General features: G+C 71.1%; 12 protein-coding genes. 3 read left to right on the forward strand and 9 right to left on the reverse strand.

What is annotated here, in order from left to right:
• Positions 1 to 26 precede the first annotated feature (26 nt).
• The 5 genes from ACG04Q_RS13315 to ACG04Q_RS13335 form a co-directional block, all read right to left on the reverse strand.
• Positions 27 to 1,466, reverse strand: a complete 1,440-nt coding sequence (locus ACG04Q_RS13315; protein ID WP_394511419.1) for an aldehyde dehydrogenase family protein — start codon at positions 1,464 to 1,466, stop codon at positions 27 to 29.
• Between the two features lie 13 nt (positions 1,467 to 1,479).
• The gene (gene gudD / locus ACG04Q_RS13320) at positions 1,480 to 2,811 is read right to left on the reverse strand and encodes a glucarate dehydratase (RefSeq protein ID WP_394511420.1); all 1,332 of its coding nucleotides are present in this window, start codon (positions 2,809 to 2,811) and stop codon (positions 1,480 to 1,482) included.
• An 8-nt stretch (positions 2,812 to 2,819) separates the two neighbouring features.
• Entirely contained in the window at positions 2,820 to 3,782 is a 963-nt protein-coding gene (locus ACG04Q_RS13325) for a Bug family tripartite tricarboxylate transporter substrate binding protein (RefSeq protein WP_394511421.1), read from the reverse strand.
• Between the two features lie 39 nt (positions 3,783 to 3,821).
• Positions 3,822 to 4,733, reverse strand: coding sequence for a 5-dehydro-4-deoxyglucarate dehydratase (kdgD, locus tag ACG04Q_RS13330; protein WP_394511422.1), 912 nt, complete (start codon positions 4,731 to 4,733; stop codon positions 3,822 to 3,824).
• A 134-nt stretch (positions 4,734 to 4,867) separates the two neighbouring features.
• A complete protein-coding gene (locus ACG04Q_RS13335; protein ID WP_394511423.1) occupies positions 4,868 to 5,593 on the reverse strand; it encodes a FadR/GntR family transcriptional regulator in 726 nt (241 codons plus the stop codon).
• Between the two features lie 110 nt (positions 5,594 to 5,703).
• Between ACG04Q_RS13335 and garD the strand changes: the two genes are divergently transcribed.
• A complete protein-coding gene (gene garD / locus ACG04Q_RS13340; RefSeq protein ID WP_394511424.1) occupies positions 5,704 to 7,296 on the forward strand; it encodes a galactarate dehydratase in 1,593 nt (530 codons plus the stop codon).
• Between the two features lie 11 nt (positions 7,297 to 7,307).
• On the opposite strand, the gene ACG04Q_RS13345 is transcribed toward garD, so the two are convergent.
• Positions 7,308 to 7,958 carry a DUF1877 family protein gene (locus ACG04Q_RS13345; protein WP_394511425.1) on the reverse strand — a complete coding sequence of 217 codons (651 nt, stop codon included), beginning with the start codon at positions 7,956 to 7,958 and terminating at the stop codon, positions 7,308 to 7,310.
• Positions 7,959 to 8,057: 99 nt separating this feature from the next.
• On the opposite strand from ACG04Q_RS13345, the gene ACG04Q_RS13350 reads away from it, so the two are divergent.
• Positions 8,058 to 9,080 (forward strand): hypothetical protein, encoded by a 1,023-nt coding sequence (locus ACG04Q_RS13350; RefSeq protein ID WP_394511426.1) that lies wholly within the window; start codon positions 8,058 to 8,060, stop codon positions 9,078 to 9,080.
• Positions 9,081 to 9,143: 63 nt separating this feature from the next.
• Positions 9,144 to 11,168, forward strand: coding sequence for a PAS domain-containing protein (locus ACG04Q_RS13355; protein ID WP_394511427.1), 2,025 nt, complete (start codon positions 9,144 to 9,146; stop codon positions 11,166 to 11,168).
• Between the two features lie 34 nt (positions 11,169 to 11,202).
• On the opposite strand, the gene ACG04Q_RS13360 is transcribed toward ACG04Q_RS13355, so the two are convergent.
• The 3 genes from ACG04Q_RS13360 to ACG04Q_RS13370 are packed head-to-tail and all read right to left on the reverse strand — an operon-like array spanning position 11,203 to position 16,770.
• Positions 11,203 to 12,738, reverse strand: coding sequence for an Lcl C-terminal domain-containing protein (locus ACG04Q_RS13360; protein ID WP_394511428.1), 1,536 nt, complete (start codon positions 12,736 to 12,738; stop codon positions 11,203 to 11,205).
• Positions 12,735 to 14,627: a preprotein translocase subunit SecA gene (locus ACG04Q_RS13365; RefSeq protein WP_394511429.1), complete on the reverse strand. Its 1,893-nt coding sequence runs from the start codon at positions 14,625 to 14,627 to the stop codon at positions 12,735 to 12,737. Before ACG04Q_RS13365 ends, ACG04Q_RS13360 begins: the two co-directional genes overlap by 4 nt.
• Positions 14,617 to 16,770 (reverse strand): PqqD family peptide modification chaperone, encoded by a 2,154-nt coding sequence (locus ACG04Q_RS13370; protein ID WP_394511430.1) that lies wholly within the window; start codon positions 16,768 to 16,770, stop codon positions 14,617 to 14,619. Before ACG04Q_RS13370 ends, ACG04Q_RS13365 begins: the two co-directional genes overlap by 11 nt.
• Between the last annotated feature and the right edge of the window lie 191 nt (positions 16,771 to 16,961).

Raw genomic sequence — 16,961 nt, forward strand, 5'->3', positions numbered from 1 at the left:
GGGCAGCAGGCCCCGGGGCGCATCGATCAGGCCTGGGTGTAGGCCGTCTTCACGGTCGTGTAGAACTCGGCGGCATGGCGGCCCTGCTCGCGCGGGCCGTAGCTGCTGCCTTTGCGGCCGCCGAAGGGCACGTGATAGTCCACCCCCGCCGTCGGCAGGTTGACCATCACCATGCCGGCCTGCGAGTGGCGCTTGAAGTGGGTGGCGTGCTTCAGCGATGTCGTCGCGATGCCGGCGGCCAGGCCGAACGGCGTGTCGTTGGCAAGCTGCAGCGCGTGCTCGTAGTCGCGGGCGCGCAGCACGCTGACGACCGGGCCGAACACTTCCTCGCGGTTGATGCGCATCTCCGGCGTCGTGTCGGTGATGAGGGCCGGCGTCAGGTAGAAGCCCGGCGCGCCGTCGGCGTTCGTCTCGATGCGCTCGCCGCCTTGCGCCAGCGTGCCGCCTTCACCCCTCGCGATGCCGATGTAGTCGACGTCCTGGCCCAGCTGGCTGGCATCGACGACGGGGCCGATGTCGGTGCCGGCCTTGCGGGCGTCGTCGACCTTCAGCGTCTTCATCTTCTCGACCATCGCGGCGATGAACCGGTCGTGGATGCCGTCGGTGACGATGAGGCGGCTGGACGCCGTGCAGCGCTGGCCGGTGGAGAAGAAGCCGCTGTTGACGGCGGCATTCACCGCGACGCCCAGGTCGGCGTCGTCCAGCACGATCATGGGGTTCTTGCCACCCATCTCCAGCTGGAACTTGGCCATGCGGGACACGCAGGCGGCGGCGACCTTCTGGCCGGTGGCGACCGAGCCGGTGAAGCTGATGGCCGCCACGCGTGGGTCGTGCAGCAGGCGCTCGCCGACCACCGAGCCACGGCCCATGACGAGGTTGAACACGCCCGCCGGCAAGCCCGCGCGCGACAGGATCTCCGCCAGCGCCCAGGCCGAGCCCGGCACGAGATCGGCCGGCTTGAAGACGACGCAGTTGCCCCAGGCCAGGGCCGGCGCGATCTTCCAGGCCGGGATGGCGATGGGAAAGTTCCACGGTGTGATGAGGCCGACGACGCCGACCGCTTCCCGCGTGATCTCGACGCCGACGCCGGGGCGCACCGAGGGCATGGTCTCGCCACCCGGGCGCAGCGCCTCGCCGGCGAAGAACTTGAAGATGTTGCCGGCGCGCTGGACCTCGCCGATGGCTTCTGGCAGCGTCTTGCCTTCCTCGCGCGCCAGCAGGTCGCCCAGCTCGGCGCGGCGGGCCAGGATCTCGGTGCCGACGGCGTCGAGGATGTCGAAGCGCTGCTGCGGCGTGCTCAGGCTCCAGGCCGGGAAGGCGGCCGTGGCGGCGGTGATGGCGAGGTCCGTCTGCGCGGCGTCGGCCTGCGCGTACTCGCCGACGACGTCACGCGTGTCGGACGGGTTGATGTTGCGCGAGCCGGACGCGCCGTCCAGCCATTCGCCAGCAATCAGGTTCTTGAACATTGGGGCACTGCTCTCATCGGTCAAGCGCAGGGCGCTTGGGGTTGAAGGTCCAGCCAGGAATGAGATATTGCATCGCGATGGCGTCGTCGCGTGCGCCCAGGCCGTGTTGGCTGTACAGGGCGTGGGCCTTCTCGACTTCCACCATGTCGAGCTCAATCCCGAGGCCCGGCCTGGTCGGCACCTGCACATGGCCATCGACGATCTGCAGCGGCTCCTTCGTCAGCCGCTGGCCGTCCTGCCAGATCCAGTGCGTGTCGATGGCCGTGACCTTGCCCGGCGCGGCGGCGCCGACGTGCGTGAACATGGCCAGCGACACGTCGAAGTGGTTGTTGGAGTGGCTGCCCCAGGTCAGGCCCCAGTCGCGGCAGGTCTGCGCGACGCGCACGGAGCCGGCCATGGTCCAGAAATGCGGGTCGGCCAGCGGAATGTCCACGCTCTGCAGCGACAGCGCGTGCTGCAGCTGGCGCCAGTCGGTGGCGACCATGTTGGTGGCCGTCGGCAGGCCGGTGGCGCGGCGGAACTCGGCCATGACCTCGCGGCCCGAGAAGCCGTCCTCGGCGCCGCAGGGGTCTTCGGCGTAGGCGACGACGCCGCGCATCTGCTGGCCCAGGCGGATCGCGTCCTTCAGCAGCCAGCCGCCGTTGGGGTCCAGCGTCACGCGGGCGTCGGGGAATCGCTCGTGCAGCGCGCGCACGGCCTCGACCTCCTCGTCACCGCGCAGCACGCCGCCCTTCAGCTTGAAGTCGTTGAAGCCGTAGCGCTCGCGCGCGGCCTCGGCCAGCTTGACGACGGCCTCGGGCGTCAGCGCGGGCTCGTGGCGCAGGCGGAACCAGGCGTTGTCCGCATCGGGCTCGGCGTGGTAGGGCAGGTCGGTTTTCCTGCGGTCGGCAACAAAGAACAGATAGCCCAGCATCTCCACCGACTCGCGCTGCTGACCTTCGCCGAGCAGCGCCGCCACCGGCACGCCCAGGTGCTGGCCCAGCAGGTCCAGCATGGCCGACTCGATGGCCGTGACGGCGTGGATGGTGGTGCGCAGGTCGAAGGTCTGCAGGCCGCGGCCGCCGGCGTCGCGGTCGGCGAAGGTCTGCTGGATCTTCTGCAGCAGGCCCTGGTGAGCGCCGATGGGCTGGCCCACGACCAGGCTGCGCGCGTCTTCCAGCGTCTGGCGGATCTTCTCGCCGCCGGGCACCTCGCCGACGCCGGTGTTGCCGGCGCTGTCGGTCAGGACAGCCAAGTTGCGTGTGAAGAAGGGCGCATGCGCGCCGCTGAGGTTGAGCAGCATGCCGTCACGCCCGGCGACCGGGATGACACGCAGCGATTTGATGATGGGTGTCGAACTGCTCATGGAGAGATTCAGTCTGCGGTGATCTTGCGGTCCGTGATCACCTTCTTCCAGCGCTCGAACTCGGCGGCCTGGAACGCGGTGAACTGCTCGGGCGTGTTGGCGACGATCTCGAAGCCTTGCTCCAGCAGCTTCGGCTTCACGTCCGGCGCATTCAGTGCGGCGACGACGGCGCCGTGCAGCCTGGCCTTGATGTCGGCGGGAATGCCCTTGGGCGCCGCCACGGCCTGCCAGGAATAGACCTGCACGCCCTTGATGCCCAGTTCGTCCAGCGTCGGCACGTCGGGCTGCACCGGCGAGCGGCGGGCGGCGGTGATGCCCAGCGCGCGCAGCTTGCCGGCCTTGATCTGCGGCAGCGCGGTGTTGATGTTCATGAAGCTGGCGTCCACCTGGTTGCCCAGCAGGTCGGTCATCACGGGGCCGCCGCCCTTGTAGGGAATGTGCAGGCCCGAGGTGCCGGTCTGCTGCCAGAAGAGTTCGGCGGTGATGTGGTCGCTGGAGCCATTGCCCGAGGTGCCGAAGCTCATCTTGTCGGGGTGGGCCTTCATGAAGGCCAGCACGTCGGCCATCGTCCTGTGCGGCGACGCGGCCGGCACGACGAGCACGTTGGGCGCCTGCACGGCGACGCTGATGTAGTCCAGGTCCCGGGTCGGGTCGTAGCCGATGTTCTTCATCAGGTGCGGGCCGATGACCAGCGGGCCCAGCGACGTGACGAGCACCGTGTAGCCGTCCGGCGCCGCACGCTTGACCGCGACGGTGCCGATGGTGCCGCCGGCACCCCCGCGGTTGTCGACGACGAAGCTGCCGCCGAGCTTGTCCTGCAGCTTCACGCTCAGCGTGCGGGCGATGGCATCGGTGGAGCCGCCGGGCGGGAAGGGCACCAGCAGCGTCACGGGTTTGGCCGGCCAGGCCTGGGCCAGCACGGCGCCGGTGGCAGCGAGGCTCAGCAGCACGGAGGTCAGCAGTCGCTTCATCGTCTTGTCTCCTGGGGTGTTGTTCTGGACGGCGTGAAGTTATTGCGGGCCCAGCTTGGCGATCAGCGCGCCGAGGGCGTCGACCTCGGCCGGCAGCAGGTCCGACAGCGGCGGGCGCACCGGGCCGGCGCTGTGGCCCACCAGCGTGGCACCGGCCTTCACGATGGACACGGCGTAGCCCTCGGCTTTGTTGCGGATGGCGATGTAGGGCAGGAAGAAATCGCGGATCAGGCGGTCGGTCGTGTCCGTGTCGCCCGCCGCGTGCGCGTTGTAGAACGCCATCGCGGTCTTCGGGATGAAGTTGAAGACGGCGGACGAGTACACCGGGCAGCCCATGGCCTTGTAGGCACCGGCGAACACCTCGGCCGTGGGCAGGCCGCCGAGATACGCGAAGCGGTTGCCCAGCGTCTGGCGGATGGAGACGAACTTCTCGATGTCGCCCAGACCGTCCTTGAAGCCGATCAGGTTGGGGCAGCGGTCGGCCAGGATCTGCAGCGATTGCGGCGTCAGCTTGCAGGCGCCGCGGTTGTAGACAACGACGCCGAACTTCACGCTCTTGCAGACGGCTTCGACGTGGGCGATGAGGCCTTGCTGGCTGGCTTCGGTCAGGTAGTGCGGCAGCAGCAGGATGCCTTGCGCGCCCAGCCGCTCGGCCTCCTGCGCGTACTGGATGGCGACGCGCGTGCCGCCGCCGGCGCCGGCCAGGATGGGCGTGCGGCCGCGGCAGGTGTCCAGCGCCACCTTGATGACCTCGCTGTACTCGCCCGGCTCCAGCGAGAAGAACTCACCCGTGCCGCCGGCCGCGAACAGTGCCGACGCACCATAGGGCTGCAGCCACTCCAGCCGATCGGCATAGGCGGTGGGCGCGAAGTTCAGATCCTTGTCGAAGTCGGTCAGCGGGAAGGACAGCAGGCCGGCTTCGAGAACGGCTTTGAGCTCTTGGGGTGACATGGGCGGGTCTCCGTGGGTGTCGGGGTGATGGGGCGCAGCATCGGCGCGGCGAGTGTCATCGCATCAGTTGTAGGTCATCGTACAACTTGAATGGAATCTGAGCTTCCTGGTGGAAACCCGCGGATTGCGGTGTCTTACGCGAGCGCGGTTTGCGCGCGGCGGCGGCGCTCGCGGCTGTTGCTCAGGTGGGTGCGCATGGCGGCGCGGGCCGATTCGGCGTCCTGGCCGGCGATGGCGTCCAGGATGTTTTCGTGCTCCTGGTTCACGCGCCGCATGTAGGCCTGGCGTTCGGCGCTCATCTCGGCGGCCGGCTCCAGCCGGGCCCGCGGGATGATCTGGGCGCCCAGTGTCGCCATGAGCTCTGCGAAATGCGTGTTCTGCGTCGCGCGGGCGATTTCCAGGTGGAACTGGAAGTCCGCGGCCACCGAGTCCTGCCCGGCCTCAACGGCGGCGATCACCGCATCCAGCGCGCGGCGCAGCGACGCCAGGTTGGCATCCGTGCGGCGCAACGCGGCCAGGCCGGCGGCCTCGGTCTCCAGGCCGATGCGCAGCTCCAGCACCGCGATGACGTCCTGCAGCGTGCTGAACTGCTCCGGCGTGATCTTGAACGACGGGCCGTCGCCCGGGCCCAGCACGAAGGTGCCGATGCCGTGGCGCGTCTCGACGAGCCCGGCCGCCTGCAGCTTGGAGATCGCCTCGCGCACGACGGTGCGGCTGACCTCGAACTCCTCCATGATGGCCGCTTCGGTAGGCAGCTTGTCGCCGGCCTGCAGTTCCCCGGCACGGATGCGGTCACTGAAGCGTTCGACCAGTTCGAGGGCCAGCGTGCGCGGCCGGCGGCGAGGGATAGGAGCGTGCAATTGCGGGTTTTCCCGGGGTTTTGACGCAGGCAAGGCGTCTACAGTGATGCAGTTGTACGACAACTCGAAGACGTACGGCGCCACGCACTTTAGCCACTCCGCTGCCGGACATGAATGCCCATTCCCCCCAACGCTCCCCGCTGACCATCCGCATGCGTGACGTGGACAACGTCGCCATCGTCGCCAATGACGGCGGGTTGCCGGCGGGCACCGTGCTGCCGGCCGGCGTGCCTGGCGCCGGTCTGGTGTTGCGGGACAAGGTGCCGCAAGGACACAAGCTAGCGCTGAGCGACCTGACCGAGGGCGACGCCGTGCTGCGCTACGGCGTGCCCATCGGCTATGCGCTGACAGCCATCCCCGCCGGCAGCTGGGTGCATGAGCGGCTGCTGCAGATGCCGTCGGCCCGCGCGCTGGAAGGCCTGCCCATCGCCACCGTGAAGCCGCCGGTGCACGCGCCGCTGGACGGCTACACCTTCGAGGGCTACCGCAATGCCGACGGCTCGGTGGGCACGCGCAACATCCTGGCCATCACGACCACCGTGCAATGCGTGGCCGGCGTCGTCGCGCAGGCCGTGGCGCGCATCAAGGCCGAGCTGCTGCCGCTGTACCCCCACGTCGACGACGTCATCGGCCTGGAGCACAGCTACGGCTGCGGCGTGGCCATCGACGCGCCGGACGCCGTCATCCCCATCCGCACGCTGAAGAACATCTCGCTGAACCCCAACTTCGGCGGTGAGGTCATGGTGGTGAGCCTGGGCTGCGAGAAGCTGCAGCCCAGCCGCCTGCTGCCGCCCGGTAGCTTCCCCATCGTGGACGAGCGCGGCGCCGACGCCGGCCCCGAGACGGTCTGCCTGCAGGACGACGCGCACGTGGGCTTCATGTCCATGCTGGACGACATCCTGCAGACCGCGAAGCCGCATCTGGAGCGCCTGAACGCTCGCCGCCGCGAGACCGTACCCGCGAGTGAGCTGGTCGTCGGCGTGCAGTGCGGCGGCAGCGACGCCTTCTCCGGCGTGACGGCCAACCCGGCCGTGGGTTTCTGCGCCGACCTGCTGGTGCGCGCCGGCGCCACCATCATGTTCAGCGAGAACACCGAGGTGCGCGACGCCGTCGAGCAGCTCACCGGCCGCGCCGCCAGCGCGGATGTGGCCGAGGCCATCATCCGCGAGCTGGGCTGGTACGACCGCTACCTGGACCGCGGCCGCGTCGACCGCGCCGCCAACACCACGCCCGGCAACAAGGCTGGCGGCCTGTCCAACATCGCCGAGAAGGCGATGGGCTCCATCATCAAGAGCGGCAGCTCGGCCATCAGCCATGTGCTGTCGCCGGGCGACAAGCTGCGGCGCGACCAGCGCGGCCTCGTCTATGCCGCCACGCCGGCCAGTGACTTCATCTGCGGCACGCTGCAGCTGGCCGCCGGCATGAACCTGCACATCTTCACCACCGGCCGCGGCACGCCCTACGGCCTGGCCGAATGCCCGGTGGTGAAGGTCGCCACGCGCACCGACCTGGCACGTCGCTGGCACGACCTGATGGACATCAACGCCGGCCGCATCGCCGACGGCGAGGCGACCATCGAGGAGACCGGCTGGGCCATGTTCCAGTTCCTGCTCGATGTGGCCTCGGGCCGCAAGAAGACCTGGGCCGAGCACTGGAAGCTGCACAACGCGCTGGTGCTGTTCAATCCGGCGCCGGTGACGTGAACTTCCCGAGGCTATTGGTAGACGACAAAAACGTAATGGCCCCGCTTGGCCGCGTCGGCATAGAACGCGCGAAGCCTATGGAATGCCGGGATGAGGAACTCGTCCAGCACAGAGTCAGGCTCCTGCAGCCAGCCGATGCCGCCGACGTCCAGCTTCGCCATCGTTTTGCGGTCGAAGGTTCTGCGAAGGTCGGCGTCGCGAACTCTGTTCAAGGCCGCTGAAAGCTTCTTGACCTCCTCTGGCTTGAACAAACGTGCGGCGCCCATGCCGAGGTTCAGCTTCGGATCGCGCTGCGAAGGCGTACCACGCCCTTCGATGGCTTCAAGGGCGGCGTCTGTGGGGAGCGCATCGGTGTCTTCCGGCTTGGCCCCGAGCCTTTCAAGTTCCTCCGCTTCGACGCGATCAAACTCAGCTTTGTCCAAGCTCTTGCCGGATGCGATGTCACGCCGGATGGCTTGATAGTTCGCGACTTGTCGAACCTGCTCCTTCCTCTTCTTCTCAGAAAGAAGCCATGCCAGCACGTCGTAATCCTTGTCGATGTCGAAAAGGGCGGCTTTGGCAAATTTCGGGTCGCTGTTGATGTTCCAGACCAGCGCCGGCTGTTCACGCACCGCTTGAAGCTGTGCTCCATCAACATGGACGTAGTAGGCAATGATGCTCATGGCGTAGTGTGCTGGAGTGGGGGGGCCGATTGTCTTTGCTGCTGACGTATCGACACGGGCCCCGCACTATGCTCGGCGACCCCTAGTAAGGAGCTGTCAGTGATCCCCACCGAATCCGGGACCGCGCTCGAAGGCGTCACGCAAGTCGTCGCCGAGCCGCTGCGCTTCAAGGCCAAGCTGGCCATCGGCGAGAACGCCTACGCGTCGCTGCGCATGATCAACCGCACCCGCGAGATCTGGGACGTGCTGGGCGCCGCTGGCGGTGGCGCGGCGCTGGCCAAGGCGGCGGCGCTGGGGCTCGGCGCGGCGGCCACGCCGGTGGGCTGGGTGGCGATCGCCGCGCTGGCCTCGGGCGGCGCCTGCTACGGCCTGTACCGCTGGCTGGGGAACACCAAGGGCGAGCGCGTCATCGAGATCCCCCGGTTCCTGAACACGCCGCTGGACACGCTGGGCCTGGCGCTGTTCGACCTCATCGCGCCGCTGGCGCTGCGGATGGCGGCGGTGGACGGCCAGGTCGAGCCGGCCGAGCGGGCGGCGCTCACGTCCCACCTGGTCGACGAGTGGGGCCTGGACGCTGCCTTCGTGGCGCGCGCCATCGAGCAGATCGAGCCCGGCGTGTTGCAGGGCAGCGTGGAGGACATGGCGGCGGAACTGGCCACCTTCCTGCATGCCAACCCGGACTGCAACCAGGCTGCCATCGCGGCCGATGTGGGCGAGTTCCTGCGCCGCTTGCTGGAGGCCGGCGGGCCGCTGACCGAGGCCGAGGCGCAGGCGCTGGCGGCCGCCGTCGGGCGGCTGCAGCAGACGCCGGACACGGCGTTGACCAAGGCCTGGGACAGCGCGCGGGCGGGCGCCGGCAAGGCCGCCGAACAGCTCGGGCAGCTCGGGCAGACGGCCCGCGAGGCCGCCGGCTGGACGCGCGAGCGCCTGCCGTCCCAGCAGGAACTCCAGGCCGCGGCCGGCGAGGCCGCGGCCCAGGTGGAGCAGTCGGCCCGCAAGGCGGTGTCGTGGGCGCAGCAGACGCTGCCCGTCGCCGCCGGCCAGGTGCAGGACGTGGCCAAGCGGTCGGTGGACCTGGCCCGGGCCGGGCTGGAGCGCGTCAGGAAACGCAAGGACGCCTGATCGCCGGGCCATCGCGAAGGCCGCGTGTGATACTGGCCGGAACTCAGCTGAGGCTCATCGAGCATGCCCTACACCGACGTTCCCGAGGGCAGCAGTGCGTCGATCGCCGACCGCTACCGGCTGGCCATGCTGGCCACCAACGACGCGATCTGGGACTGGCGCCTGGCCGATGGCCACGTCGTCTGGAGCCCGGCGCTGACCGAGCTGTTCGGTCACCCGCAGCTGCAGACTACAGCCCAGTGGTGGCTGGATCACATCCACCCTGACGACCGGGCGCGCGTCGACGCCGACATCCACGCCATCATCGACGGCACCGGGACGGCCTGGACCGGCGAGTACCGCTTCCTGCGCGCGGACGGCAGCTACGCCCACATCTTTGACCGCGGCTCCGTGCTGCGCGACGCCAGCGGCGTGGCGGTGCGCATGATCGGCGCGATGCTCGACCTGTCCGAGCGCAAGGCGGCCGAGGCAGCGCTGCGCGAGCGCGAGCAGCAGTACCAGGCGCTGTTCGAGCGCATCGACGAGGGCTTCTGCGTCATCGAGTTCCTGGACGGCCCGCACGGCCCCATGAGCGACTACGTGCATGTGTCCGCCAACCCGGCCTACCTGGCCAATGCGGGCATTCCCGATGTGGTGGGCCAGAAGGTGCGCGAGATGGTGCCCAACGAGGCCGAGGGCTGGGTGGAGATCTACCGCCGCGTGCTGGTGACCGGCGAGCCGGTGCGCTTCGAGCGCGAGCTGGTGGCCACGGGGCGCTACCTGGAGCTGGCCGCCTTCCGCATCGAGCCGCCGAGCAAGCGGCAGGTGGCCGTGCTGTTCCAGGACGTGACCGCCCGGCACCGCGCCGAGATCGCGCTGCGCGAGCTCAATGACACGCTGGAGCGCCGCGTCCAGGCCGAGGTGGCCGACCGCTTGAAGGCGGAGGAGGCGCTGCGGCAGTCGCAGAAGATGGAGGCCGTCGGGCAGCTGACCGGCGGCATCGCCCACGACTTCAACAACATGCTGGCCGTCGTCATCAGCTCGCTGGACCTGCTGGACCGCAAGTTCCTGCGCGCCGATCCGCAGGCCATGCGCTACGTCGACGCCGCCCGCAACGGCGCTCGCCGTGCCGCCCAGCTCACGCAGCGGCTGCTGGCCTTCTCGCGCCAGCAGCCGCTGCAGCCCGAGCCGCTGGACGTCAACCAGCTCGTCGCCGGCATGTCCGACCTGCTGCGCCACTCGCTGGGCGGCGCCATCCGGCTGGAGACCGTGCAGGCCGGTGGCCTGTGGCGCACGCATGCCGATCCCAACCAGCTCGAAAGCGCCATCCTCAACCTGGCCGTCAACGGCCGTGATGCGATGGACGACGTGGCCGGGGATGCGCGGCTGACCATCGAGACCGCCAACTGCCACCTCGACGAGCGCTACGTCGCCGAGCACCCCGGGCTGCAGCCGGGCCAGTACGTGATGATCGCCGTGACCGACACCGGCACCGGCATGCCGCCGGAGGTCGTCGCCAAGGCGTTCGATCCCTTCTTCACGACCAAGGAGGTCGGCCGCGGCACGGGGCTGGGGCTGAGCCAGGTCTACGGGTTCGTCAAGCAGTCCGGCGGCCACGTGCGCATCTACTCCGAGCTGGGCCAGGGCACCACGGTCAAGCTGTACATGCCGCGGTTGCTGGGCGCGTACGACGACCGCGCGGGCGGCGCGGCGGAGGCCGTCATCCCGCAGGGCGATGGCCGCGAGCTGGTGCTGGTCGTGGAGGACGAGGCGGTGGTGCGGCAGATGTCCGTCGAGGCGCTGCAGGAACTGGGCTACGGCGTGCTGGAGGCCGACGGCGCCGAGGCCGCGCTGAAGCTGCTGGACAGCCATCCGGACATCGCGCTGCTGTTCACCGACGTCGTCATGCCGGGCCTGAACGGCCGCAAGCTGGGCGATGAGGCGCGCCGCCGCCGGCCCGCGCTGAAGGTGTTGTTCACGACCGGCTACACGCGCAATGCCGTGGTGCACAACGGCGTCCTCGACCCCGGCGTCCACCTGATCGGCAAGCCGTTCACGCTGGAGGAGCTGGGCACGCGCGTGCGCCAGGTGCTGGACGCGACGGACTGAGCGCCGCCGCAGCGGCGGCGCCTGGAGGGCCGCGTTACTGGCCCGCGCGCACCAGCCTCAACACGCGGTTGCCCGTGCTGCCGGACAGGCCCACGTTGCCGTCCGTGAAGTCCACGTACCAGACGAAGCCGGCCACGGTGGCGGCGGATGACGTCCACACGCTGCTGCTCGGCGTGCCGGGGAAGCGCGTGCGCTGGATGGCCGGGCTGCTGCAGCGCCAGTTCACCAGCGAGGCCAGCTCGTTGCGGTTGGGCACGCGCCAGTCGTTGTAGGTCTTGCCGGCGCCGGCCGCGTCGGCGTTGACGGCGGTGGCGCGGGCCAGCGCGGCCGAGAAGCTGGCGTGCGTCGTCGCCGTGCCGGTGCCGCAGCTGGCGCCGGACAGGCCGTCCACGCACTGCATCCACATCAGCCCCGTGCGGGTGTCGGTGACGGTGCCGTTGCCGTGGTCGGTGTAGCGCGGCGTGGTGGTGTTGTCGCAGTCGGCGTCGGCCGCGGCGGTGCCGGCCACCAGGCGGGCCGCGAAGGTCTTGCCCAGCGGGTTGGTGCCGGGCTCGAACGCGACGGCGCCGGAGCCGAAGTCCACCACCCAGTTGGCGCGCGTGTCGCCGGCGTAGGCGGTGCCGGTCCACGACGGCACGGCGGCCGTGGTGCCCAGCTTGGCATCGATGCGCGCGCCGGTCGTCACGCCGGCGTCCACCAGGCTGGCCAGTTCGGCTGGCGTGGGCAGGCGCCAGTCGGTGCGGCCGCAGCGGTTGGCGGCGTTGGCGGCATCGGCCTGCACCTGCGCGGCGGCCAGCGTGTTGGCGGTGGCGGAGGTGGCGTCCCACAGCAGGCCGGTGACCTGGTCCTGCACGCAGGCGCCGCCGCTGGTGGCGGTGAACGAGAAGCCGACGCGGCCGTCGGCGCCGTCGTTGGTCAGCGTGCTGGCGTCGCGGCCGGTCGCGGCGTCCTGGCCGGCGATGTCGGTGGCCGAGCAGGCGCCCAGCGCGTTGGCCTTGTTCAGGCACTGCGTGATGCCCGTGTCGTTCAGGCCGCCGGCGAAGGTGTTGACGATGCTCGCGCGGTTGGTCGTCGTGCGGCCTTCGAACTCGGTCGTGATGTCCAGCCGCTCGTTGGGCTCGAACGTGGTGTTGGCGCAGGTCGTGATGGGCACGGTCACGCTGCTGGCGCCGGCCGGCACGGTGGCGGTGGCGCGGGTGGCGCTGATGTAGTCCACGCCGACGCTGTTGCAGCGGTCGCCGCCGGTGGCGTCGCCGGTGGTGGCGGTGACGGCGGCGGTGGAGTAGAGGACGTCGGCCGGGCCGGTGGCGCCGGCGGCCAGCGTGATCTTGAGGTTCAGCGGCGAGCCGGCCAGTGCCGGGTCCACGGTCACCGTCAGCGGGCCCTTGGGCGGCGGGGGCGGGGGCGGCGTGCTGCCACCACCGCCACCGCCGCCGCCGCAGCCGCCCAGCAGCGCGGCGGCGCCAAGCAGGCCGGCGAGGGCGACGGGCGACAGGCTTCGGGCTGCACGGCCGGCGGGGGCGGGCGGGGCGGCGAGCGGGCGCGGGGCCGGGCGGTGGGACAGGGTCATGGCGTCCTCCTGGAGGGTTCTGGCGTCGGTGGGGGCGGCGCGGCCGAGGCGCCGGCAAAGGAGAGCTGCAGCTTGAGCTGGTGCTCGCGCTGCGCCTGGGCATGCAGGGATCGGGCCTGCTGCCGGGTCGTCTGCCAGCGTAGCAGCGCCAGCGTGACATCCAGCAGCCGGGCCGCGCGTGCGGGCCACCCGCGGCAGGCCGCGCGCAGCGCGCCGGCCAGCGGGCCCAGCGCCTGCTCGACCCAGCGGGCCTGAGGGTGCAGCAGCACACAGGCGTCGATGGCGGCGTCGGGCGCGGCGTCCCGCACACGGGCGAGGAACTGGGCTTCCGCGCGCGGGCCTTCCAGCGGCTCGATGAACAGCACCTCGATCCGCGTGGCCGGCGCCCGGCCTTCGGCCTCGTCGGCCTCGCGCCGCTGCGCGAGCACGCGCTGCGGGCCCAGCCCGGCCAGCACCCAGGCCTCGGCCTTGGCGCCGGGCAGGTCGGCAAAGCGCGCGGCCGACGCGAGCTGGCGCAATACGAACAGCCGGTGCACGCCGGCCGGCGCACCGAAGGCGGCCTGGATGCGGGCCTGCCAGGCGGCATCGTCAGCGCAGGCCTCTGAACGGGTCCGCAACGGCGCTTCGGCCTTGGCCGGTGCAGCCAGCAGGCCGTGCTGGCGCCACAGCGGCGCTGCGAGGCCCTGGAGATCGACGGCGGCGCCACCCAGCCGGTGGGCGCTGGCGGCCAGGCCCAACACGCTGGTGCGATCGGTGGCGCGCGTGACGGGGCTGAGCGCGAGGCCAGCACGGGCCTGCACGGCCTGCGTGAGGTGGGGCATCAGCGTGCGGTCGGGCAGCGTGCGGCCGATGCTGTCGTCCAGGTGCACCTGCGGGCCGGCGACGGTGTAGTCGCGCCCGGGCTGCAGCAGGTCGCGCACCGCCAGTGCCTGGCGCAGCAGCCACTCGCCGCGCTCGGTCTGGCGCCACAGCGGCGGCAGCTGCGCGATGAGCTCGGTGGCCAGCGTGGCGCCGGCCGGCGTCCACCACAGCCCTTGTTCGGCGCTGAGCGTGTAGTGCTGTGCGGCCTGCAGCGCGTCCACGGCGTGGCGCGCCTGCAGTAGGGCCTCGCCCAGCGCGGTGCTGTCGTCGGGCACGGACAGCAGCACGGGGTTCACGGCGTCGTCGAACAGCACGCGGTCCAGCTCGTCGATGAGCACGGCGAACACGCCGCGCGTGACGAGCAGGCCCGCGCCGGCCTCGCCCTGCAGCCGGGCCTCCAGGCGCTGCGCGTCGCCGCTGCCGCGCTCGCGGCGGTCGCGGGCCAGGTCGGCGGCCAGGCGGCGCGCCGGCACGATGACGACGTCGGTCGCGTAGGCGCGGCGCAGCGCGGCGCCGTTGGCGTCGGAGCCGGCGGGCGCCGCGTTCAGCCCCAGCGCGGTGAACCGTGGCAGCAGCGCGCGGCTGGCCTGCGCGGCGGCCTCGTCGTCGGCCGTCACCAGCATGCAGGGGCGGCCCGACGCGGCCCAGGCGGCGGCGGCCAGCGCCAGCGCCGGGTGGCGTTCCGCCGCGCGCGGCAGTGGCACGGCGCCTTGCAGCACGAGGTGGCAGGCGGCATCGACGAGGGCGGGCGGCAGCTGCCAGGCGGCCTGCGCCGCGGCCAGGCCCTGGGCCAGCGCGGCGTGTTCGGCGGCGGTGTCCTCGCGGTTCAGCGCGCGGCGCAGCGCGTGGCCGGCATCGCGCAGGCTGGCGGCGGGGTCGAACACGTGGGGCAGCGCAGCGTCCACGGCGGTGCGCAGCGCGGCCACCTCGGCTGCGCGCTCGGCCGGCCGAGGCGCCAGGCCGCGCGGCGCCGGCTGCCGCTCCCGCGGCGGACACCAGGGCGGGGCCAGCGTCAGGTCAGAGGCCATAGCGGTGCTGCAGCAGTTGCTGGAAGCCGGCCCACAGCCGGCTGCCCAGTGGCTTGGCGGTGACCGGAACGCGCAGCACGCCGCTCATGCCGTGCATCGCCAGGTCGGCCGGCAAGCCCTGCGGCGCGAACTCGGCCTGGATCTCGAAGAAGGCCTCGGCCGCCGTCGTGCCGGTGCTGTCGTCGGGGCGGATGGCCACGTCGCCGCCACCGCCGAAGCCCAGCGACGGCGACATCAGCCGCTGGCGCTGGTAGGGCACCATGCGCAGGCTGGCCAGGTGCAGCGCCTCGCCGCGGCGGCCGGCCAGCCGCAGCTCGGACTGCGCCGCCGGCGGCAGCGCGCTCAGCTCGGCGGCGTCGGCCTGCGGCAGCACGGCGGCAAAGCGCAGCGCGCTGCGGTCCACCACCTCGCCGACGGGCTGCGCGCGGTCCACCCAGGCGCCCAGGCGCTCGTGCAGCTGCGGCGCCACCCACTCGCCGTCCTGCGGCGCGCGCAGCACCAGCGATGCGAGCAGCTTCTCGGTCTCGACGAGGCGGGCGTTCAACGCGTCCAGCCGGGCCTGCATGGGGCCCACCTCGGCCGGCACGCCGCTGAGCGCCAGGCCCAGCTGGGCGCGGGTCTCGGCGATCTGGCCCTGGATGAGGTCCAGCTGCAGCGCCAGCTCGGGGCTGTCGAAGCGGGCCAGCAGCTCGCCCTTGCTGACGCGCTGGCCGTGGCGCACCGGCATCTCCTGCAGCCGCGCGGCGATGGGCAGGTACAGCGGGCTGCTCTGGCGCGCTTCCAGCACGCCTGGCAGGCGCAGCGCATGCGGCAGCGGCAGCACGAACAGCAGCAGCCACAGCCCCAGCACCATCGCGCCCATGGCCGCGAAGGCACGCGTGCGCAGCGTGCCCGAGGCCATGCGCAGCCAGGCCCAGAGCTTGGCGGCCGGCATCAGCAGCATGGTGATGACGGTGGTGACGGCCATGACGACGCCGACGCCGAACCATTGGTCCGTCACGTAGGCCAGCACGCCCAGCGTGACGACCCAGCGGTAGCCGAACGCCAGCGCGCCGTAGACGGTGAACCAGACGCGCTCGTGGCGGTCCTGCGCGGGCTCGGGGTGCTCGCGCTGGCCGAACAGGTACTTCGAGCCGTAATGCAGCCACTGCGCCTGGGCCTTCTGGTAGAGGTTGGGCATCTCCACCAGGTCGGACAGGATGTAGTACGCGTCGTAGCGCAGCAGCGGGTTGCCGTTGAAGATCAGGCTGGACAGCGAGCCGACGATCATCACGTTGAAGGCCATGCTGTGCACGGTGCCGTCAGCGGTGGACGCCCACACGACGCAGGCGATGGCGGCCAGGAACAGCTCGGCCAGCATGCCGGCCGCGCCCACGTAGGCGCGCTGCCATTTGTTGCGCAGGCCCCAGCTCGCCGACGCGTCCACGTAGGGCAGCGGCGCCAGCACCAGCACCATGACGCCGAAGGTGGGCACCTGCCCGCCGTAGCGCTTGCAGACGAAGGCGTGTGCCAGTTCGTGCACCACCTTGACCATCGTTGTCGCGAGGTACAGCCACGGCAGGTTGGACAGCGACAGCAGCCCCTCGCTGCCGTTGCCGATGGCACCCGTGTGCTCGAACGCCGTCGCCGCGCCCCAGGCCACGACGGCCAGCCAGACGGCCCCCGCGACGCGGCCCGTGCAGGCACGGATGAACGGCAGCATGCGGTCCAGGTATTTGTCCAGCCCGAACAGCGGGAAGCGCCAGAACATGAACGACAGCAACTTGCCGATGAACTCGCGCGAGCGCTGTTTCTGCAGCCGCTCGGAGATGGCGTCGGCATGCGGCTGCTCGCGGAAGAACAGCAGGCTGGACAGGTGCAGCTGCGACAGCAGCCGCACGACCTCCTCCTGGCCGGGCGTGCCCTCGGGGTGGCGGCGGGCCAGGTCCTGCCAGACCTCGTCGACGGTTCTGTCCCCGTCGAGGGCGCGCAGGAATTCGTAGGCCTGCGGCGTGACGCGGTAGAAGCGGTGTGAGTAGCCGTCTTCCAGCAGCACCCAGGGCTGGCCGCGGTAGCGCTGGGCCTGGGCTTCCACGGTGGGCAGCAGCGCGACGCGCGACTGGGCGACCTGGTACCAGCTGTCGGAGAGGGTGCCCTGGGTCATCCTGCAACTCCGCCGTCGGGTGAGTGGCAAGGCCCATGCCGGGAGTTCGCCCCGGCGGGCGACCTACTTTCTTGTGCGCACAAGAAAGTAGGCAAAGAAAGCGCCCCCGATCCGCCCGCCCCTCGCGTTGCTCGGGGTGCCCTGCGGTACTCAGGCCTTGAGGGCCCGTGCGGAACTCCCTCCGCTACGCT

The organism is Pelomonas lactea, assembly GCF_043555885.1.
In the GTDB taxonomy this organism is placed as follows: Bacteria; Pseudomonadota; Gammaproteobacteria; order Burkholderiales; family Burkholderiaceae_C; genus Pelomonas; species Pelomonas lactea.